Below are 19,414 nucleotides of genomic sequence, written 5' to 3'. Positions count from 1 at the left end.
TGAGTGGAGGGGCGCGGCCGCCCCCTTCAATTCCCGCAAGCATGAATCAAAAACTGCTGCATCGCTCTCGCCGGGTCGCTGAGCACCGCACCAGGATGCCACAACATGCCCGCTTCCATCTGCGCAATGGCATCCTCGATGGCGCACGCGTCGATGCGCTTGCCCTCCAGCGACCACGGCCTGAACACCATGTCCGAGAGTATCGTCACGCCAAAGCCATGCGCCACGAGCCCGCGCAGCGCCTCCATCGAACTCGTGCGAAACGCGATATTGGGCGCAACGCGGCGCTTTTTCCAGTAGCGCAGCGTCGAGGCCTCGCCCTCGTCCACCGTGAGCTGGATATAGGGGTAACGCGCGATGTCGCGCAGCGTGACGGTGCCCATCTGTGCGAGCGGATGCGTCGGCGCGGCCCACAACTGGCGGCGCGAACGCATCAGCAAGTGGTGGCCGAAGCGCGCGCGCCGCTCCACGTTGGAAAGCAAGGCGACGCCGAGGTCCACCTCGCCCGCGAGCACCGCCTGTTCGATGGCGGGCCGGTCCAGATCGTGCAGATCGATCTCGATCTCGGGATAGGTCGCGCGAAACCGTGCAAGGAGTTCCGGCAGGAAATAGCCGAGCAGCGTATAGGAGGCGGCCATGCGCACCGTACCGCGCAGGCTGTGCGCGCGAAACGGCGCTTTATGCAGCGCGTCGCGCACCGACTCCAGCACGTGGCGCGCGTGATTGAGGAAGTCCTGTCCGTCCGGCGTCAGTGCCACGCCTTGGGGCAAGCGCACGAAAAGCCGCGTGCCGAGCGCCTCCTCGAGCGCCAGCACCGCATTGGTGATCGCCGACTGCGAGACATGCTCGGCCGCCGCCGCCATCGAAAACTGCCCGTTCTGGGCCGCCGCCACGAAGTAGCGGAACTGCCGCAAGGTCACGTCCTTGGCCATGTGCTTTTCGAATATCGTGAGTCGATGGTTCCGATTCTACGATACGCGGTCTGCGACGTCCCCGCGGCGGTCGGCCCCACAGAAAACGGGTATCAGCGCGGCGCCATGCGCAAGGCGCCGTCCAGCCGTATCACCTCGCCGTTGAGATAGCGGTTGCCGACGATATGCTCGACGAGCGCCGCGAACTCCGCGGGCTGCCCAAGACGCTGCGGGAACGGCACGCCCGCGCCGAGCGCCTGCTGCACTTCGGCGGGCATGGCGAGCAGCATCGGCGTTTCGAAGATGCCGGGCGCGATGGTCACTACACGAACACCGTTGCGCGCCAGTTCGCGCGCCGCCGGCAGCGTGAGCGAAACGACGCCGCCCTTCGAGGCCGCGTAGGCCGACTGTCCGATCTGGCCATCGTACGCGGCCACCGAAGCCGTATTGACGATCACGCCGCGCTCGCCGCCGGCGTCGGGCGTATTGTTCGCCATCGCCACGGCGGCGAGGCGCATCACGTTGAAGGTGCCGATGAGGTTGACGCTTACGACCTTCGCGAACAGATCGAGCGAATGCGCCCCTTCTTTTCCGACGATGCGCTGCGCCGGTGCGATCCCCGCGCAGTTCACCACGCCATGCAGCGCACCGAAGCGCTGCGTGACGAGCGCGATGGCCGACTCGACGCTTGCCGCCAGCGTCACATCCACCTCGACGGCCAGTGCATGCTCGCCGCCGAGAGCCGCCACGTCACGCGCACGGGCCAGGTCGATATCGCCGAACACGACATTCGCGCCGCGCTCGAGCAGATGTCGGCCCACCGCCGCGCCGAGCCCAGAACCACCGCCCGTGATGAAAAACGTCTTGTCCTGCACAATCATTTGAATCGCCTCCATGGGTTATCGATTAGTTATCCGATATGTCAAACCGTTTCGCCTGCCAGTTCCGCGCGATACTTTTCGCGCACACCGCGCGAACGCTCGTAATTGCGCTCCTTGACGATACCGAAGCCCCGCACCGCACCCGGCACCCCAAGCAGCCCGACGGCTGCAGGAAGCGTCTGCTGCGTCAGCTTGCCGAGTACGAGGCGCACGTCGTCCTCGAATTCGCCGATCATCGCGCGCTCGATCACGCGGTCGCGCTGCCGTGCGAACGGATCGAACGGCGTGCCGCGCAGCGCCTTGCCGTGTTTGAGCACGCGCAGCAGCGGCTCGGCCCACACGCCGCGCAGCGCGATCTTGTTGCGGCGTCCCGTTTGCGCATCGCGGCGTGTGAGGAGCGGCGGCGCCATGTGGAAGGTCTTCTTGCCCGCCGTGCCATCGAACAAGCCGGACAAGTACGTGCCGAAGCCGCCATCGGTGTGCAGGCGCGCGACCTCGTATTCGTCCTTGTAGGCGAGCACCTTGAAATAATGGCGCGCCGCCGCTTGCGCAAGCGCGCCACTGGCCCCTTCGACTGCGCGCTCTGCCTGCGCGACGGCATCGACCAGCGCGCGATAGCGCTTCGCATAGGCGGCATTCTGGTATTGCGTGAGATCGCGCTCGCGCTCGGCCACGAAGCGAGCGAGATCGAACGGCGTGTCCGCGACCGCAATGTGCGCCCCCGTCACGCGTTCGAGCGCGCGAGCGTCCTGTGCGATCAAACGTCCCCAGAGGAACGCGCGTTCGTTCATCTTCACGGCCGCGCCATTGAGCACGATTGCCTGCAGGATGGATGCTTCGGAAAGCGGCACGAGGCCCGACTGATACGCGTAGCCCACCATCATCATGTTCGAGGCTATCGCGTCGCCGAAAATCGCTTCCGCCGCCGCCGTGCAGTCCCAGAAGACGGCGCCGTCCGCGCCCATCGCGCTCTCTATCGCGGCCTGATGGACGGCCTTGCTCACGGGCAGATCGCCGTCGCGCACGAAGTCGGCTGTCGCGTTGATGCGCTCGTTCACGATCGCGCGCGCGCCGCCGGCCGGCAAGCGCGAGAGCGCGCCAGACGATGCCGCCACCACGGCGTCGCAGCCCAGCAGCACGTTGGCCGCATGAGCGCCGATACGCGAAGTGGTGATGAGCCCGCGGCTCTGCGCGATCTGCACGTGGCTCAACACCGCGCCGTTCTTTTGCGCGAGGCCCGTGAAGTCGAGCGTAGAGGCGCCGCGCCCTTCGAGGTGCGCGGCCATGGCGAGGATCGCGCCGATCGTCACGACGCCCGTGCCGCCCACACCCGTCACCACCATGCGCAGATGTTGCTCAAGCGCCTGCGGCACGCGCGCGGGCGGTGCGAGCGTGGCGCGCAGTTCGGCTTCGATGCGCTGAATGCGCGCGGCGTCCGGGCGCTTCGGCTCCATGCCCTCGACCGTCACGAAGCTCGGGCAGAAGCCCTTCACGCACGAGGTGTCCTTGTTGCAACTCGATTGGTTGATGGCCCGCTTGCGGCCCAACTCCGTTTCAAGCGGCTCGATCGCGATGCAGTTCGACTGCACGGAGCAGTCGCCGCAGCCCTCGCACACGGCCGGATTGATCACCACACGCGTGGGCGGGTCGATCAGCTTGCCGCGCTTGCGGCGGCGGCGCTTTTCGGCGGCGCAGGTCTGGTCGTAGACGATCACCGAAACGCCCTTCTGTTCGCGCAGGCGGCGCTGCAGCGCTTCGAGTGCGTCGCGGTGCAGGAGCGTCACGCCCGCAGGCAACGCCTGCGAGCCCGCGTACTGCTCGGGCCGGTCGGTCACCACGACGACTTCGTTGACGCCTTCGGCCCGGACCTGCGCCACCACGCGATGCACGGTGAGGCCGCCCTCTGCGGGCTGGCCGCCGGTCATTGCCACCGCGTCGTTGAAGAGGATCTTGTAGGTGACGTTCGCGCGCGCCGCCACGGCCTGGCGGATCGCCAGGCTGCCCGAGTGCTGATAGGTGCCGTCGCCGAGATTCACGAACAGATGCGGCATGTCCGTGAAAGTCGACATGCCGACCCACTGCACGCCTTCGCCGCCCATCTGGCAAAACGTCGCCGTGTCGCCCGCCTCGCCGAGCGCCATGATGTGGCAGCCGATGCCCGCCGCGGCATGCGAGCCCTCGGGCAGACGCGTCGACGTATTGTGCGGGCAACCCGCGCAGAAGAACGGCTTGCGGGTGAGCGGTTCGCCTGGCGGCACCTGCGCGAGCGCGATCACGCGCTGCGCGCCGCCCAGACGCGCCTGGGTTGCGCCCGTAGCGACCAGCGGCAAATCGACTTCGACGTGTCGGAAAAACCGCTGCAGCGCCTGCGCGAGCTGCTCGGGCGCGAACTCCATCGCGGCGGACAGCAGCGGCTCGCGCTCGCCAAGCGTCTTCCCGTGCACGGAGGGTCGCTCGTCGGCGCGCACGTTGAAGAGCGCTTCCTTGATCTGCCGCTCCACGAACGAGCGCTTTTCCTCCACGACGAAAAGCGCCTGCATGCCGCGCGCAAATGCCTTGAGCCCCTCCGTTTCGAGCGGCCAGATCATGCCGACCTTATAAAGCCCGATACCAAGTTGTTCGAGGCGCCCGGCCGTGAGCCCCAGCGCCTCGAACGCGGCCAGCACGTCCGCATGCGCCTTGCCAACCGTCACGATACCCACGCGCGCCTGCGCAGGCCGCAGCAACGCGCGGTCGAGCGGATTCGCGCGCATGAAGGCGAGCGCGCCGGGCAGGCGCTCTTCGAGCACGCGGCGCTCCAGTTCGGCGCGCTCCGCGGGCCAGCGCAATTGCGGGTCGTAGTTGAAGCCGCGCTGTGCGGGCACCGCGATGTCTTCGGGCAAACGCAACGGCGCGCCGCGGCCCACGCGCATCGAGCGGCCGCTTTCCACCGTCTCCGTAATCGCCTTGAAGCCGACCCAGAGTCCGCTGAAACGCGAAAGCGCATAGCCGGTGAGCCCGTACTCGATGTACTCCTCAACCGACGCCGGAAAGAGAATCGGCATCATCGCGCCTTCGAATACGTGATCCGTCTGGTGCGGAAACATCGACGACTGCGCCGCGTGGTCGTCGCCGGCCACGGCCAGCACGCCGCCGTGCCGCGCGGTGCCGAGCATGTTCGCGTTGCGGAACACGTCGCCGGTACGGTCCACGCCCGGCCCCTTGCCGTACCACATCGAGTACACGCCTTCCACACGTTTGCCCGGAAACGCGTCGAGCTGCTGCGCGCCCCACAGCATGGTCGCGCCAAGGTCTTCGTTCAGGCCCGGCTCGAAGCGCACGTCGAAGTCCGCGAGCAATGCCTTCTGGCGCCACAGCTCCTGATCGAATCCGCCGAGCGGCGAGCCGCGATAGCCGGAGACGAGGCCCGCCGTTTTCAGCCCGGCGCGCCGGTCCGCGCGCGCCTGTTCGATCAGGATGCGCACGAGCGCCTGAGTGCCGGTGAGAAAGACGGCGCCGTCCTCGCGCAGGTAGCGGTCTTCGAGGCGATAGTCCGTATCGATCTGGCGGTCGGTCTCGACGGCTCGCATGTTCATGGTTGTCTCCGCTGTTCGACTTGTGGGTATAGCGGATTCTAGGTAGCTAATAGCGGCGATTCGTGCCAAACTGAGCCACGGAATTCTCGTGCATTAGCAACACTCGCCCAAAATCCGCCTTTTTTAGGGAAACCTGGCCAATGAAATTCGACCGCGTGGATGTGGCCATCCTGCACGCCCTGCAGCGCGACGCGCACGTGAAGTCCGCCGACCTCGCGGAATCGCTCGGGCTTTCGCTCTCGCCGTTCTACCGGCGCATCCGCATGCTCGAAGAGCGCGGCGTCATCACGCAGTACGTCACGCTGCTCGATCAGGAGAAGGCGGGCTTTCCCGTAAACGCGTACGTGTCAGTGGCAATCGAGAAGAAGAACGAGACACGGCTAGCCGCGTTCGAGCGCGCAATCTCGAACTACGACGAAGTGATGGAGTGCTACTTGATGACGGGCGCGTTCGACTACATGCTGCGCGTGGTGGCGAGCGATATTGCGGGCATCGAGCGTTTCGTCATGACGCGCCTCACCAAGATCGAGGGCGTGCGCGACATTCACACTTCCGTGGCGCTGCGCCGCGTGGAGTACAAAACCGGGCTGCCGGTGCGCGTGCGCGACGAGTGACACGCGGCGCAATGCTGCTCTTCGGTCAGGATTTCGAGGGAGTCACTGCGTAGCCAGGGCGTTCACGCCTTTTGCCCCGTCTTGCGCGCCGCTCGCAACGGCCTCGCTGCGGCGCCCTTCTCCGGCGCGGACTCCCGCCCGCGCCCCTGAACCTCGCGGGTCGAACGCAGCGCGTCGAGCCTGCCTTCGAGCATGCCCACCTGGTGGCGCAAATCGCCCAGTTGCGTCTGCAATGCCTGAATTTCAGCGCGCGCACTTTCCTCCGTGCGCACCGCGCGCTGCGCAGCGGCTTCGGCGTCGCGCTGCAAACGCACGTTGGCCGTGCGCTCGCGCTCGATTTCGAGCTGGGCGCGCTTCTCCGCTGCCTGCCAGCGCGTTTGCGCGAGTTCGGCGCTTGCGCGCAGCTTGTCGCGTGCGGCCGCAAAGTCGGCGCGCGCCTGGGTGAGCGCCATGTCGCGTTCGCGGCTCGCTTCGCGCTCGCGCGTCAGTTCCGCTTCGAGTGCGCCGCGCGTGGCAACCGCGGCGGCTTGCGCCTGTTCCAGCTCCTGAATGCGCACCTGCGCCGTGAGCAGCGCGGCGGTGCGCTGTTCGAGCGCCACCTCCGTGTGCGACAGGTCTGCGCGCACGACGGCGGTTGCGCCTTCCGCGGCGCGGCGTGCCTCCTCCACTTCGAGCCGCAGCGCTTCGAGCGACGCCTGCGCGGCCGCCGTGGCGCGCGTCCAGAGCGCGCCCATCAGTTCGCCGGCGGCCCCTTGCAGCTCCTCGGGCAGATCGGCGTGTTCGATACGCAAGCGGCTCTTTTCGCGCAGGGTGGCCCAGAACTCAGAAAGCACTGCTGTAGGCGTGCTCATGCTGCCGCGGCGCACGAGCTGATAGAGCCGGTTGGCCGTGGGCGTAATGCCGTAGCGGAAGAACATCAGCGCGCACACTTCGCGATACAGCTCGCGCGTTTTGGGAAACTCGGCCTTGAGCCGCTCGATCTCGGCGGCGAGGCGTACTTCGTCGGGGGCGACGTCGGTCATGGGGCAGTGGGGGGCTGGAATGCGTCGATATTACAACGCAAAGCGTATGGTTCCTACCGCCACGCATGCAGCCCGCTCTTGCGCGAAAATCATAGAAGCCATGCATTGCGCTTGCTAAACTACTAAGGCGAATCCAGACGCGACAATAATCTGAATTAATCGCACGCTTTTTTATCAAGCTGCATAATTTAGGTTATCTAATGAATCGGCGAGGCTCGGTGGCTGACTGGGTACGATCCAGACCGTCACAGCGTGCTCGCCGCCCGGTCCCTCGCGGTCCGGCCCGAGGCGGCCCCTGCCGCCCTTTGCGAAAGCCCTTCCTTCCCGCTTTCCCGACCGGACGCACGCCGCGTCACGCGCGTGTGTAAGCCGCATTGATTCGACAATTGAAGCGGTCGCCTGCAGTTCCGTTCAGTCCATGAAGACGCTCGCCCGGCTGTTGGCGCGCGCTTGTCCGTTCCGTTGATTGAGAGGTGTGCCATGTCGAGCCTGTCGAGCGAATCCATCGCCACATTGAAAAGCGCGCTGCGCGGCGAAGCCCTGCAACCCGGCGACGCGGCCTATGAAGAAGCCCGGCAAATCTGGAACGCGATGATCGAGCGCCGCCCCGCGCTCATCGTGCGCTGCCGCGGTTGCGCCGACGTGCGCCAGGCCGTGGCGCTCGCGCGCGAATCCGGTCTGCCGCTCGCCGTGCGCGGCGGCGGCCACAATATCGCGGGCAGCGCGCTATGCGACGGCGGCATCGTGATCGATCTCTCGCTGATGAAGTCGGTCAGAGTCGAGCCCGCCACGCGCCGCGCGTATGTGGAGCCGGGCGCCACGCTGCACGACTTCGACCACGAGGCACAGGCGTTCGGCCTCGCCACGCCGCTCGGCATCAATTCGACGACGGGCGTCGCGGGTCTCACGCTGGGCGCCGGCTTCGGCTGGCTAAGCCGGCGCTTCGGCATGTCGGTCGACAACCTCGTCGCCGCCGACGTCGTGACCGCCGACGGCAATCTGCTGCGCGCGAGCGCCGAAGAAAACGCCGACCTCTTCTGGGCGCTGCGCGGCGGCGGCGGCAACTTCGGTGTTGTGACGATGTTCGAGTTCGCGCTACACCCCGTCGGTCCCGAGATCTACGGCGGACTGGTCGTGCTCCCGTTCGACGCCGCGAAAGAAGCGCTGACGCACTACCGCGAGGCGGTCGAAGCGATGCCCGAAGACCTGACCGTGTGGAGCGTCTCGCGTCTCGCGCCGCCGCTGCCTTTCCTGCCATCCGAGGTGCACGGCAAGCCAGTCATCGTGTTCGCGATCTGCTATTCGGGGCCGCTGGAGAACGGGCCGACCGCGGTGGACGCGGTGCGGCGCTTCGGCAAGCCGTGTGGCGAACATCTCGGGCCGATGCCCTACGCCGCGTGGCAGCAGGCATTCGATCCGCTCCTCACGCCGGGGGCGCGCAACTACTGGAAATCGCACAATCTCGCCGCGCTGCCCGACGGTCTCATCGACACGCTGATCGACGCCATCGCCGCACTGCCCTCCCCCGAGTGCGAAATATTCTTCGGGCAGATCGGGGGCGCGACCCAGCGCGTCGCGCCCGATGCGATGGCCTACCCGAACCGCGACGCGCTCTACGTCATGAACGTGCACGGCCGCTGGACCGATCCCGCCGACGACGCCCGCTGCGTCGCCTGGGCGCGCGGCTTCTTCGAAGCTTCCGCGCCTTATGGCCTTGGCAGCGTCTACGTGAACTTCCTCACCGACGACGAACGCACTCGTGTCGAGGCGGCTTATGGCCCAAACATGAGCCGTCTCGTCGCCGTCAAGACGAAATACGACCCGCAGAATCTTTTCCGCCACAACCAGAACATCCGGCCCGAAGGGTCGGCCGAGGCAAGCCAGTAATCCGCGTATCGATGTCATCGTAAGGAGATTCGTCATGGCGACTTATGTGGTGCTCTCGCAGTTCACCGACCAGGGAATCCGCGCCGTCAAAAACAGCGCGCAACGCGCCGGTCAGGCAGCAGAACTCGCCAAAACTTTCGGCTGTGAAATGAAGCAGATCTATTGGACGCTCGGGAAATACGACATCGTTACGGTCATCGAAGCGCCCGACGAGCAAAGCTTCATGGCGTTCGGCCTGGCGCTCGGGTCGCTCGGCAATATCCGCACGCAAACGCTGCGCGCCTTGAGCAAGGATGAGTTCACGGCGGTGCTCGGCAAGCTCAATTAACGAACGCCGGCGCGCGGCACCCGGGCCGGTGCCGCGCCGCCGCGCATCTTTCTTCATACCTATTCGCTGCATGCGCAGCGCATTTCCCCGCCATTTTGGCGAGGCAGTTCCCTGCCCGAACACACCATGGCGCGCGAGCAACCTTCCGGGAAGCCGCGCTGCGCGAGCGAAGTCTTTCTTTTTGGCAAACGTTTGCCGCCCGGGTATCAAGTCCGCGCTCGCGAGGCCGACAACGCGTACATCGCCACGATTTTCTGGAGGCCCGGCCGTGACGCGCGTTTTGCTTTTACTTGCCGTAATGGTTGTGACAGGCTGCGCGCAACTGCAGCCGCCCAGCACGGCACAAACCGGGAAACCCGCCGCGTCGAACGTCATCATGAAGTTCGACATTCCCGCCGACGCGCTAGGCGCGCACGACGCGCAACTGAGCGCGGTGCTCGCCAAGGCGGGCGCGCTCGCCGCCGCGCAGAAGCAGCCCACCGTGATCCGCGTGACGGCGCTCGGCCAGGACTTCAAATACATCAATCAGGCCATCTGGCGGGGCGTACCCGCGCAAGGGCCCAAGCCCACGCTCGAAAACCTGACGGCGGGTGCGAACCAGACGTACAGCGTCTCGATCGAGCCGTGGCATGCGGGGAGCTGACACGATGCGTCCAATCGTTCTCGCGGCCGCCGCACTCGGTTTCTGTAGCGCCGCCTGGGCGGGCCAACCCGCGGCCAGCGCGCCCGCCGCTGCCACCGTGGTTGCCGCTGCCGCCCCGCCCGCCGCCGATAAGGTTTATCCGCCGCTGCCCTCGCTGGCCATGCTGCCGCCTGCCACCGGCGACGACGACGAGGTTGCCGCGCCGCATTCGTCTTCGCACAGCAAGAAGAAGGCGCGCCAGCGCGATTGCCACTGCGCCATGCCGACGCCGCGTCTCGTTGTCTCCGACACTTCGCGCGCCTATCTCAAGGACATCGAGCAGCAACTCGATTCCGCTCTCGCGCAGTGACGTCGCGCATTGACGCCCAACCCGGAGCTTCGACCCATGCAGCAGAAGACCTACGCCCAGCGCCAGCTACGATCGCGAGTCATGCGCGCGTGGGTCGCGTTCGCGAGCCTCGCGGCGCTCGGCGCAACGGCCGCGCATGCGGCGCCGGCCGCCGACGAATGCTTCGAAAGGGCCGGCGCCTACCAGGGCGTGAATCCGCTCGTGCTGCGCGCCGTGGCGTGGCGTGAGTCGAAAGGCGACGCGGCGGCCATCAATCACAATGCGAACGGCTCGATCGACGTGGGGCAAGCGCAGATCAACTCGATCCACTTTTCGGAGCTTTCGCGCGAGGGCATTCCTCACGGGGCCCTCACGGACCCGTGCGTGAATATTTTCGTGGCGGCCTGGCTGCTCAAACAAAAGATGGTGCGATACGGCAACACGTGGCGCGCCATTGGCGCGTACCACTCGGAGTCGCCGCACGAGCGCGACGCCTACGCGCGCAGCATTCAGGCGATCCTCGTGAGCTGGGGCCACTTGCAGCCGGGGCGATGACCGACGCGCCCGGCGTCCCTTCAGATTCCTTTTATACGCAACAACCGCTTAACCGCGCAGCTTGTTCAACAGCTTGAGTCCGCGACGCGCCACGGCCGAATAAAGCTCGGCACCCTTGAGCGCGGGGTCGACATGACGCTCGTAAGGCTGCAGCGTGATCGGGAAATACGGCGCAAGCTTCTCCACCACGCGCTCCGGCGAGATGTGCGTGTTGCTCTGGACCACGGCGAACATGCCATCGCTTTCCGGCGCGAGATGGCGGGCCTCGCTCCAGCCTTCCATCTTGTCGGCGAACCAGACGCTTTCGTCGGCGTGCAGAGCGCGCTGGCCTGGCTTCGGGCCCGTGTGGTACTGATCCAGCAGCCCTTCGTTTTCCGCGTTGAGCCAGTAGAGCGTGTATTCGGTCCAGTCGAGCGCGTAATTGGCAAGCAGCACGCGCCGCCAGTCGGTGCCATGCAGGGCCGCGAGGCGCTGTTGCAGGCTCAGGCACAGCGTGCGCGACAGGATGGCCGGCGTCCACCAGATGCCGTCGCGCGCGAGTTGAGGATCGAGTTTCAGCAGCTTCGCCGACGCCTCCCAGTAATACGGCTCCACTGTGCGCGGCTGCACATGCGTGAGCGCACGGCCGTCGAGAATCAGCGTGTCCGCGCTGAAGCGATGCGTGGCGAAGCAGTCGGGGTCGAGCACGAGGAAATACTCGGTCTCGATCCATTCGGGCGCATTGAGCTTGATGATCTGCTGCCGGTGCCAGTTGCGGATCTGATGACGCTGCGAAAACTCCGCAAAAATGCCCATGTACAGCGATTCGTCGACCACTTCGATGGGGAAATCGGACCACGCTTTCGCGTAGCCTTTGACCTCTTCGAGTTCGTCGTGCGGCACGACGATCACGAAACGGTGAAACGTCCTGGGCGTCGTGAAGTGACGCAGCGACGAGAAGAGGATGTCGCAACGACCGATGTTGTCGGCGTAATGCCGTCCCCGCGTCTTGACCGGCAGGATGGCGCTGATCTGGTGCATGGCAGTCAGGTCCCGAATGTTAGAAGAATCGATAGATAAAGTTCGGGATGTAGCCGCGCCGATGCGTCAGCGCAATGCCGATCAGCCTGCCGCCCGCGTCGAGCAGCTGCGTTTTCAGGCCGAGGACCACGGGCTTGCGCGAAACCTCTGCGCGCACCGCCATGACCGTAGCGTCCGCCAGCGCCGCGTTTTCGATGCCGGCGAAGGACTGGCTAGCCGGCGGCGCATGCACGACGATGTAGTCGTGCGCCTCGCGCAGCGCGTCGAAGAGAGTCGTGGTCTGCTGCCACGAAGTCGGGAACGCGCCGCTTTCCGGCCGCGCGACGACGATGTTGTGCCGCTCGACGCTCTCGAACACGAGGCCACCCGACGCCGCGATCTCCGTGGGCGCCGCGCTCGCCGCACGGCTTTGCCCGCCGTGCCCCGACCACGTCAGCAGGCCCTGCGCGTTCGGCGGCCCATAGAGCGGCGCGTCGGTGCCGGAAGCCATGTCGAGAATGAGGACCGGCTTGGTCGTGCGGTGCTCCAGTTCGACGGCGAGGCCGCGAATCACCGAAAGCAGCCCGTCGTTCTTGCCGAACGAGAGCGCCATGACGACCTTGGCGGGCGAGTCCGTGCTGGCGTTGATGGCCGCGATCATGCGGCCATACGCCATATGCGCGGGCCGGCTGGCCGCCTTGCCTGCGTCAGCTGACGCGCCCGCGGCGCCGGGCCGCCGTGCGCCGCCGCCAAGCATCACCGGCGCGTTCAGCACCGGCAGCAGCAGCGAGCGCTCGGCCTGCTCCGGACTCAGGAAGGTCTCGCGCATGCTCGCCATGACGAGCACCACGAGCGCCGAAATCAGCAGACCGGCCGCCACGCTCGCCGCAATGATGAGGCTGGCCGACACGCTGCGCTGCGAAGGCGGGAACGGCGCCTGGATCACGCGCACGTTCGTGCTGTTCACCTGGCTCACCTGCTCCTGCTGTATCTTCGCCAGCTCGACCTGGCGCGAACGGTCCTTGAAGCTGTCGGCCAGAATGTCGCGCGTTGCCTGCAGCTGGCGCATCTGGCTGGAGATGTCGCTCAAGCTGCGCAGCTTCGCGCGCGTGTCCTTGATCTGATCTTCGAGCGCCTGCTGGCGCGCGGTTTCGCCCGCGATGCCGGCATTGAGCGCGGCGAGCCGCCCTTGCACCACGTCGTAGTAATCGTTGTGCCCGTAGCGCGTGGCGGTGGCCATCTGGGCCTTGCGCCGCGCGATGCTCGCGTGCATGTCGGCAATCTGCTGATCGAGCTGCTGCACGAACGGCGAGCTATCCATGTAGCGCGAGGCGAAATCGGCGCGGCGCGCTTCGAGCTGCATCAGCGAAAGCTGCATCGTGTCCAGCGCGTGAGCGGCTTCGGAGTCGTCGGTGAAGATCGGAATCGTCGCCTTCACCCCCTTCGACGACGCCTGCTCCGACTTCAGTTCGCCGCGATGCTGCGCGAGCGCCGTGTCGTTCTCGAGCTTTTGCTGAACCAGCTGGCTTTCGAGCAGCACGGCGCGCGAGGTCTGGTCGTCTATATTGACGATGCCGTGCGTTTTCTCGAACGCGAGCAGGTCGGCATCGGCTTTTTTCAGTTGCCTTGCGACTTCGTCGCGCTGACCGGTCAGGAAATCGACGCGGCCCGACGTGAAAATCGTCGCGCGCCGGCGGAAGTACGTATCGAGCAGACGCGAAAGCGCATCGGCCGCTTCCTTGGGATCGGCGTCGTAATACGTGAGGTTGATGGTGCTCGCGAGATCGTTCTGCTCGATATGCAACCGATGCTCGAACTCCTGCAAATGGCTGTCGATTTCGTGTTCGCTTGCGTTCGGCCCCAGTTTCGCAATCACCACGTCGCGATGCAGTTCCGGGCTGCCGAGGATTTGCGCCTCGACGCCGTCGAGCTGGCCAATGGCGGGCTGCACCGCGGCGGCGCCATTCGTGTTGTTCGACTGGTCGTAATATCCTGCAAGGAGTACGAGCAGCGTCGACTGCGCCCGGTAGGGCATGGGCACCAGAAGCGCGACGGCCACGCCGATCGCTACAACGGAAAGAAATACCGCTGTTGCAATCTTGCGATAATAAAAAAAGGTGTTGAGATAATCCCGGACCGTCAGTTCGACAACAGCCGCCTTCCTTTCAGGCCTTGTTCTAGTAGTAATAACCATACAGGTGCGGTTCCGGGCCAACAGTGAAGATTCGACGGCGCATATAATACGTAAGAAAACATTCAGAATGTCGCGTTAAACTGACAGTCTTGGCAAATTCGCGAAAAAATCGTGTGAGTTCCACCCTTCATTAACGGCAATTCCTGCCGTTACTTGACAAGAGATCAGGAACCGCAAGCCACCGCTTCACCCACGCGCCCGATGAACATACTCCGACCAGCCTGTGTCCTCGGGCTGCTGACGCTTACCGCCTGCACCCAGACCTGGGTGGAACCGCAATTCCAGCAGCGCGCGCAGTTCGCCGCGTGGTCGCAAGCCACGCCCGGCGTCTATCGCATCGAACCCGGCGACGACCTTTCGGTCGTCATGCCCTTCAATGCCGAGCTGAACTTTCGCGGCTCAGTCGCGCCGGACGGCGGCCTGACGATGCCGTTCGCGGGCACGATCCCGGCGGCAGGCCTCACGGTCGGCCAGCTCGGCGACGCCATCAACAAGGCGCTCGCCGCCAACGGCATGGCGAAGAACGCGCACGCTTCGGTTTCCATCGTGCAGTCGGCCGCCAAGATCTATGTGGCCGGCCAGGTCGCGCGCCCCGGCGAAATCGCGCTGCACACGGGCATGAGCGTGCTGCAGGCCATCGCCGCAGCGCAGGGCTTGCTCGACACGGCGCGCACCAACGAAGTCGTGGTGATTCGCCGCAGCCCCGATGGCCGCCCGATGCTGCGCACGATCGACCTCGACGCGCTCACGCATCGCGGCGACCCGACCCAGGACGTCATTCTGCAGGCCACCGACACGATCTTCGTGCCGAAGTCCTCGATCGCCGAAGTCGACCAGTGGGTCGATCAGTACATCGACAAGGTCATTCCGTTCCAGCGGGGCTTCGACTACACGATCTCGAACAACCCCGCGACTTACTAAGCTTATTCAGCGAACCTGGACCGCCAGATGGTTTGCGACGACCGGGCAAACGAAGCGAACGCGATGCAAACCGCCACCACGACCACCGGGCTCGCCCCGGTCTTTTCGAGCGAGCCCGCCAGGTGGCGGGTCACGTGGTGGCTGCTCGCGCTCCTGCCGCTCTTCGGCCAGACCTTCCATTACCTGAGCACGCTCGTGCCGCTCTGGGCGCTCTCGAAGGCGCTGCCGGTCATTTCGCTGCCCGCCGTGCTGCGTCTGGGCGGCGAACCGCGTTTTCCCATGACGCGGCAAATCCTCATCAGCTTCGCGTGGCTGTTGCTGGTGCCGAGCTTCGCCGCCATGTTCTATTTCCACGAAGGGTTTTTCACGAGCATCACGGCGCAGGTGAAACTGCTGCCCGTGCTGTACTTCTTCTCGTTTCTCGCGCTGCTCCTCACGCTCAAACCCACGCTCGGCGAGTTGGAGCGCGGCTTCCTGGTGCTCGGCGTCGTCATTCTCGCGGTGCTGATCGTTCTCTGGGCCGTGGTGCCCTCCGACTGGTACCAGGAGTCGTATGTGATCGGCCAGTCGCCCTTTTTCAGCAGCGACAACCGCGGCCATCGCATCCGTATGTCGATGTATTTCCCGCTGATCCTGCTGTTCTTCTGCTACCGGCGCGCCTTCTTCGAAAAGCATGCGGGCTATCTGTTCGGCGTGGTCGTCGCGTTCGCGGTCACGCTGCTGATCGTCAAGACGCGCGCCATGGTCATCGGCATCATGGGCGTGCTCTTCATCAACACCTTCGCCTGGTCGCGCATGCGCACGCGCGTTCTGCTGCTGCTCGCCGCGCCCGTGGCGCTCGTCGCCGTGTTCTCGGCGGGCTACCTCGCCACGACCTTCAGCACCGACGCGAGCACGGGCTTCGACACGCGCCGCGTCACCATCATGCTCGCCACGAAGTTCCTCGGCAGCGAGCCGATGCGCTGGCTCTTCGGCGTCGGTACGATCAGCTCGACGAGCAAGGACAACCTGATCGATTACTTTCACCACTTTTTCTTCCTGGCCGACATTACGTGGCTCGGCATCGTGTTCGAGTACGGCCTGATCGGCGCGCTCATCATCCTGTTCTTCCAGCTGCGCGGCATCGTGTTCTACCGGCGCCTGCGCAAGAAGGTCGACGACGATTTTCTCGGCGCGCTGTTCGACTATCTCGTCTACGTCCTGCTCATTTCATTCTTTTACCCGCCTACCCTCACGCCGGGCGAGACCGCCGTCATTCTCGCGATCTTCGCGTACATCTGGCGCGTGGGCGAGCTGGGCGGCGATTCCAACGACCATGCCGATCTGCAGGTTCACCATGCCTCGCTTTAAGCGCATCAAGCGCCCCAACCTGCACACGCTGCTGGTCGGCGCGCTGCTCATGTCGGGCGCGGCGGCCTGCACCGACGCGACCTCGGGCACCCCCTTGCCGGTGGCCATCTCCGTGGACGCCGCCGCCGGCCGGCACCCCATCAGCCCGCTGATTTACGGCATCAACTTCGGCACGACGGCCGTCCTGCAAGACCTGCGCGCGCCCATCAACCGCTCGGGCGGCAACAGCGCCTCGGCCTATAACTGGCGCCTCGACGCACGCAACGCGGGCAAGGACTGGTATTTCGAGAGCCTCGCCGTCAATCCCGCCGATATCAACGACCAGTTCGGCGAGCGCTTCGTCGCGCTCACCCAGGCGGCGGGCGCCACGCCCATCGTGACCATTCCGATGCTCGGCCGTGTGGCGAAACTCGGGCCGGCGCGCGAGACGCTCGCGAGCTTCTCGATCGCCAAATACGGCCCGCAGCCGAATCACGACGTGAACGGCCACGCCGACGCCGGCAACGGCGTCGCGCCCGGCGACAAGCCCATTGCCGGCAACGACGCGAACGACGCCTCGACGCCCGACGACCCGCAAAACGAGCAGGCGCGCGTAGCGGATCTCGTCAAGCAGTTCGGCGGCGCGAGCGGGGGCGGCGTGCGCTATTACGCGCTCGACAATGAGCCAAGCCTCTGGCAACTCATTCACCGCGACGTGCACCCCACGGGCGCGCATGCGAGCGAGATCGCCAGCAAGGTGATCGCCTATGGGCGCGCCGTTAAGGCGGCGGACCCGCACGCGCAGATCGTCGCGCCGGAAGAATGGGGCTGGCAGGGCTATTTCTATAGCGGCTTCGACCAGCAGTACGCCGCGGACCACGGCCTCGATCACGCGCCCGACCGCACAGGCGAAACCCAAGGCATGCCGTACGTGCCCTGGCTGCTCGCGCAATGGAAAGCGGCGGGGCATCCGGTCGACGTGTTCAGCCTGCACTTCTACCCGCAGGGCGGCGAATACGCCGAGACGGGCGTGACGAACTCGCAGGCCGTCGCGCTCATGCGCAACCGCTCGACGCGCGACCTGTGGGATCCGAACTACAAGGACCCCACGTGGATCAACAGCGTCGTCGCGCTGATCCCGCTGATGCGCCATTGGGTCGATACGTACTACTACCCGGGCACGCCCATCGGCATTACGGAATACAACTGGGGCGGCGACACGCTGATGAACGGCGCGACAGCCCAGGCCGACGTGCTCGGCATTTTCGGCCGCGAGGGGCTGGATATGGCAACGCGCTGGGGCACGCTCGATCCTTCGATGCCGGTGTACAAGGCATTCAAGCTCTACCGCAACTACGACGGCAACGGCGCGGCATTCGGCGCCACCAGCATTGCCGCGAACGCGCCCGACCCGGACGCCGTTTCCGCGTTTGCCGCCTTGCGCGAGCGCGACCACGCGTTGACGCTCGTGGTCATCAACAAGCAGCTGGACCGCCCCGCCGATGCCGCCGTCACGCTCGATCATTTTGCGGCGAGCGGCGTGGCCGAAACCTGGCGGCTCGCGAACAACCAGCTGTTCCGCATGCCCGACGCGCGCTACCAGGACAGCACGCTGCGCGCGAGCCTGCCCGCGCAGAGCGTGACGCTGTTCGTACTGCGCGGCGCTCAGGCGCAGCATGAGTGAAGCCGGCGAAGCGCGCATGCCCGCGCGCCAGAACGGCGCCTCGATGATCCGGGGCTCGCTCGTGAGCCTCGGCGTTCGTCTGCTCGACCTGCCGAGCCGCTACGGTTTCCATCTGCTGATCGCCGCCATGCTGGGCGTGGTGCGTACAGGCGACTTCTATATTGTGTTCAGCACGATGGTGGCGCTCGCGGGGTTCGGGCGCCTCGGCATCGACCAGGCACTCACGCGGCAGATCGCGATGGCCCTCGCGGCGGGCGAGGCGCGCGCCGTGCGGCCGGCCATCCGTCGCGCGCTGTGGCTGGTGCTGCTCGCCTCCACGGCCATTTCGATTGCGCTTGGCGCGGGCGCGTTCGCCTTCGCGCACGACGTGCTGAAAAAGCCCGATCTCGCCTGGCCGCTTGCGCTCGGCGCGCTCTCATTCGTTCCGCAAAATCTCGGCGCGGCAATGGCGGGGGCGCTTGCCGGACTTCAGCGCGTGGGCTGCAGCCAGATGATCTATTCCTGGCTCTGGCCCGCGATCTTCTGCGCCGTCGCCATCCCGCTCGGACTGACGCACGGCATGAGCGTCGCCAGCACGCTGATGCTGATCGCCGCCAGCTTCACGCTCACCGCGCTGACCGGCGCGTTTCTCCTCAGGCGTTTTCTCGCCGGCGTGCCTGCCGGTGCACGAGCGCCAGCCGAAGCGCCGCGCTTGCTCAAGGCAGGTTTGCCGCTTTTCACGCTGGAATTCACGAAGCTCCTGATCACCTCGGCGCCCGCCATCGTGCTCGGCATCGTCGCCTCGTCGCGCGAGACCGGGCTCTTCGCGCTGGCGTGGCGTCTCGCGCTCGTCATCAATCTGCTGATCAGCGGCGTGACCGGCATGGCCGCGCCGAAGTTCGCAGGCCTTTTCGCGCGCAACGACCGGCATGGGCTCGATAAAAGCGCGGCCCAGGCGGCGGGCCTCGTGCTGTGCCTCGCGTTGCCCGCCGCGCTCTGCATGCTGCTCTTTCCCGAACACTTGCTGCGCCTGTTCGGGCCGGGCTTCGGCGGCGGCGCGGCCGCGTTGCGCGTGCTCGCGCTCGGCCAGATCGCCGCGGCATGCTTTACCGCCATGCCCGAACTGCTGGGCATGACCGCCCACACTTCCGTCCTGTACCGAATCAACTTCTACTCGGTCGCCGTGCTGCTCGTGGGCCTCGCCGTACTCGCGCCGATGGGCGGCAGCGTCGGGGCCGCGGCGGCGGCATCACTGGCCATTGCCGTGAACGGTGCGCTGGCAGCGTGGGCGGCGCACCGGCTGCTGGGCGTGTTGCCACTCGCATTGCTCGGGGGATGGATACTCGGGCGCGTGCCGCGACGCAGCGCGGCGCAAGACGGGGAACAGGACGCCTAGATCGTCGGGCAGCGCCGTCTTCAACTGCTTGCGCTTTCAACGACACGCCGTTCCCACGCGAATAGGCCCCGGCGAGCGCAGGCGCCACGGCGCTGATATCATGAACGCCCGACCCTTCTGCAAGCGCTTCGGCGGACTCTGGCAGCGCTGCATCATAATCTGGAAAAC

The 19,414-nt window shown here is 65.9% G+C and carries 16 protein-coding genes; 10 read left to right on the top strand and 6 right to left on the bottom strand.

Features of this window, described 5'->3' with window-relative positions:
- Nucleotides 1–26 precede the first annotated feature (26 nt).
- From M3I53_RS25815 to M3I53_RS25805, 3 genes are all read right to left on the bottom strand, one after another.
- Entirely contained in the window at nucleotides 27–932 is a 906-nt protein-coding gene (locus M3I53_RS25815) for a LysR family transcriptional regulator (RefSeq protein WP_254318675.1), read from the bottom strand.
- 92 nt (nucleotides 933–1,024) lie between these two features.
- The gene (locus M3I53_RS25810; protein ID WP_254318703.1) at nucleotides 1,025–1,792 is read right to left on the bottom strand and encodes an SDR family NAD(P)-dependent oxidoreductase; all 768 of its coding nucleotides are present in this window, start codon (nucleotides 1,790–1,792) and stop codon (nucleotides 1,025–1,027) included.
- A gap of 41 nt (nucleotides 1,793–1,833) precedes the next feature.
- Nucleotides 1,834–5,367: an indolepyruvate ferredoxin oxidoreductase family protein gene (locus M3I53_RS25805; protein ID WP_254318674.1), complete on the bottom strand. Its 3,534-nt coding sequence runs from the start codon at nucleotides 5,365–5,367 to the stop codon at nucleotides 1,834–1,836.
- Between the two features lie 140 nt (nucleotides 5,368–5,507).
- Between M3I53_RS25805 and M3I53_RS25800 the strand changes: the two genes are divergently transcribed.
- Nucleotides 5,508–5,981, top strand: a complete 474-nt coding sequence (locus tag M3I53_RS25800; RefSeq protein WP_254318673.1) for an Lrp/AsnC family transcriptional regulator — start codon at nucleotides 5,508–5,510, stop codon at nucleotides 5,979–5,981.
- Nucleotides 5,982–6,043: 62 nt separating this feature from the next.
- Here M3I53_RS25800 and M3I53_RS25795 read toward each other — a convergent pair whose 3' ends face one another.
- Nucleotides 6,044–7,003, bottom strand: a complete 960-nt coding sequence (locus M3I53_RS25795) for a DNA-binding protein (RefSeq protein WP_254318672.1) — start codon at nucleotides 7,001–7,003, stop codon at nucleotides 6,044–6,046.
- A 480-nt stretch (nucleotides 7,004–7,483) separates the two neighbouring features.
- Here M3I53_RS25795 and M3I53_RS25790 point away from each other — a divergent pair, with 480 nt between their 5' ends.
- The 5 genes from M3I53_RS25790 (at nucleotide 7,484) to M3I53_RS25770 (ending at nucleotide 10,744) form a co-directional block, all read left to right on the top strand.
- Nucleotides 7,484–8,890 carry an FAD-binding oxidoreductase gene (locus M3I53_RS25790; protein ID WP_254318671.1) on the top strand — a complete coding sequence of 469 codons (1,407 nt, stop codon included), beginning with the start codon at nucleotides 7,484–7,486 and terminating at the stop codon, nucleotides 8,888–8,890.
- A gap of 34 nt (nucleotides 8,891–8,924) precedes the next feature.
- Nucleotides 8,925–9,218 (top strand): GYD domain-containing protein, encoded by a 294-nt coding sequence (locus tag M3I53_RS25785; RefSeq protein ID WP_254318670.1) that lies wholly within the window; start codon nucleotides 8,925–8,927, stop codon nucleotides 9,216–9,218.
- A 268-nt stretch (nucleotides 9,219–9,486) separates the two neighbouring features.
- Nucleotides 9,487–9,861 carry a hypothetical protein gene (locus M3I53_RS25780; protein ID WP_254318669.1) on the top strand — a complete coding sequence of 125 codons (375 nt, stop codon included), beginning with the start codon at nucleotides 9,487–9,489 and terminating at the stop codon, nucleotides 9,859–9,861.
- 4 nt (nucleotides 9,862–9,865) lie between these two features.
- Nucleotides 9,866–10,210, top strand: coding sequence for a hypothetical protein (locus M3I53_RS25775; RefSeq protein WP_254318668.1), 345 nt, complete (start codon nucleotides 9,866–9,868; stop codon nucleotides 10,208–10,210).
- 81 nt (nucleotides 10,211–10,291) lie between these two features.
- Entirely contained in the window at nucleotides 10,292–10,744 is a 453-nt protein-coding gene (locus tag M3I53_RS25770) for a lytic transglycosylase domain-containing protein (RefSeq protein ID WP_375542581.1), read from the top strand.
- 48 nt (nucleotides 10,745–10,792) lie between these two features.
- On the opposite strand, the gene M3I53_RS25765 is transcribed toward M3I53_RS25770, so the two are convergent.
- Both M3I53_RS25765 and M3I53_RS25760 read right to left on the bottom strand, forming a co-directional pair.
- On the bottom strand, nucleotides 10,793–11,764 hold the full coding sequence (locus M3I53_RS25765) for a DUF6492 family protein (protein ID WP_254318666.1): 972 nt from the start codon (nucleotides 11,762–11,764) through the stop codon (nucleotides 10,793–10,795).
- Between the two features lie 19 nt (nucleotides 11,765–11,783).
- Nucleotides 11,784–13,958, bottom strand: coding sequence for a hypothetical protein (locus M3I53_RS25760; RefSeq protein ID WP_254318665.1), 2,175 nt, complete (start codon nucleotides 13,956–13,958; stop codon nucleotides 11,784–11,786).
- A 180-nt stretch (nucleotides 13,959–14,138) separates the two neighbouring features.
- Between M3I53_RS25760 and M3I53_RS25755 the strand changes: the two genes are divergently transcribed.
- The 4 genes from M3I53_RS25755 (at nucleotide 14,139) to M3I53_RS25740 (ending at nucleotide 19,246) form a co-directional block, all read left to right on the top strand.
- Nucleotides 14,139–14,858 (top strand): polysaccharide biosynthesis/export family protein, encoded by a 720-nt coding sequence (locus M3I53_RS25755; RefSeq protein WP_254318664.1) that lies wholly within the window; start codon nucleotides 14,139–14,141, stop codon nucleotides 14,856–14,858.
- 63 nt (nucleotides 14,859–14,921) lie between these two features.
- Complete coding sequence (locus M3I53_RS25750; RefSeq protein ID WP_254318663.1) at nucleotides 14,922–16,208, top strand: hypothetical protein; 1,287 nt, start codon at nucleotides 14,922–14,924, stop codon at nucleotides 16,206–16,208.
- The gene (locus tag M3I53_RS25745; RefSeq protein ID WP_254318662.1) at nucleotides 16,195–17,871 is read left to right on the top strand and encodes a glycoside hydrolase family 44 protein; all 1,677 of its coding nucleotides are present in this window, start codon (nucleotides 16,195–16,197) and stop codon (nucleotides 17,869–17,871) included. The genes M3I53_RS25750 and M3I53_RS25745 overlap by 14 nt, the downstream gene beginning before the upstream one ends.
- Nucleotides 17,864–19,246, top strand: coding sequence for a lipopolysaccharide biosynthesis protein (locus M3I53_RS25740; RefSeq protein ID WP_254318661.1), 1,383 nt, complete (start codon nucleotides 17,864–17,866; stop codon nucleotides 19,244–19,246). Before M3I53_RS25745 ends, M3I53_RS25740 begins: the two co-directional genes overlap by 8 nt.
- The last annotated feature ends 168 nt before the right edge of the window (nucleotides 19,247–19,414 follow it).

This window comes from Paraburkholderia sp. CNPSo 3272, assembly GCF_024206495.1.
Lineage (GTDB): Bacteria > Pseudomonadota > Gammaproteobacteria > Burkholderiales > Burkholderiaceae > Paraburkholderia.
The sequence above is the reverse complement of the archived record's forward strand: the minus strand, read 5'-3'. Positions and strand labels throughout refer to the sequence as shown.

Excerpts from the sequence above, each read along its gene's own strand:
- M3I53_RS25815 (WP_254318675.1), bottom strand. The coding sequence starts at position 932 with ATGGCCAAGGACGTGACCTTGCGGCAGTTCCGCTACTTCGTGGCGGCG.
- M3I53_RS25810 (WP_254318703.1), bottom strand. The coding sequence starts at position 1,792 with ATGATTGTGCAGGACAAGACGTTTTTCATCACGGGCGGTGGTTCTGGG.
- M3I53_RS25805 (WP_254318674.1), bottom strand. The coding sequence starts at position 5,367 with ATGAACATGCGAGCCGTCGAGACCGACCGCCAGATCGATACGGACTAT.
- M3I53_RS25800 (WP_254318673.1), top strand. The coding sequence starts at position 5,508 with ATGAAATTCGACCGCGTGGATGTGGCCATCCTGCACGCCCTGCAGCGC.
- M3I53_RS25795 (WP_254318672.1), bottom strand. The coding sequence starts at position 7,003 with ATGACCGACGTCGCCCCCGACGAAGTACGCCTCGCCGCCGAGATCGAG.
- M3I53_RS25790 (WP_254318671.1), top strand. The coding sequence starts at position 7,484 with ATGTCGAGCCTGTCGAGCGAATCCATCGCCACATTGAAAAGCGCGCTG.
- M3I53_RS25785 (WP_254318670.1), top strand. The coding sequence starts at position 8,925 with ATGGCGACTTATGTGGTGCTCTCGCAGTTCACCGACCAGGGAATCCGC.
- M3I53_RS25775 (WP_254318668.1), top strand. The coding sequence starts at position 9,866 with ATGCGTCCAATCGTTCTCGCGGCCGCCGCACTCGGTTTCTGTAGCGCC.
- M3I53_RS25770 (WP_375542581.1), top strand. The coding sequence starts at position 10,292 with ATGCGCGCGTGGGTCGCGTTCGCGAGCCTCGCGGCGCTCGGCGCAACG.
- M3I53_RS25765 (WP_254318666.1), bottom strand. The coding sequence starts at position 11,764 with ATGCACCAGATCAGCGCCATCCTGCCGGTCAAGACGCGGGGACGGCAT.
- M3I53_RS25755 (WP_254318664.1), top strand. The coding sequence starts at position 14,139 with ATGAACATACTCCGACCAGCCTGTGTCCTCGGGCTGCTGACGCTTACC.
- M3I53_RS25750 (WP_254318663.1), top strand. The coding sequence starts at position 14,922 with ATGCAAACCGCCACCACGACCACCGGGCTCGCCCCGGTCTTTTCGAGC.
- M3I53_RS25745 (WP_254318662.1), top strand. The coding sequence starts at position 16,195 with ATGCCTCGCTTTAAGCGCATCAAGCGCCCCAACCTGCACACGCTGCTG.
- M3I53_RS25740 (WP_254318661.1), top strand. The coding sequence starts at position 17,864 with ATGAGTGAAGCCGGCGAAGCGCGCATGCCCGCGCGCCAGAACGGCGCC.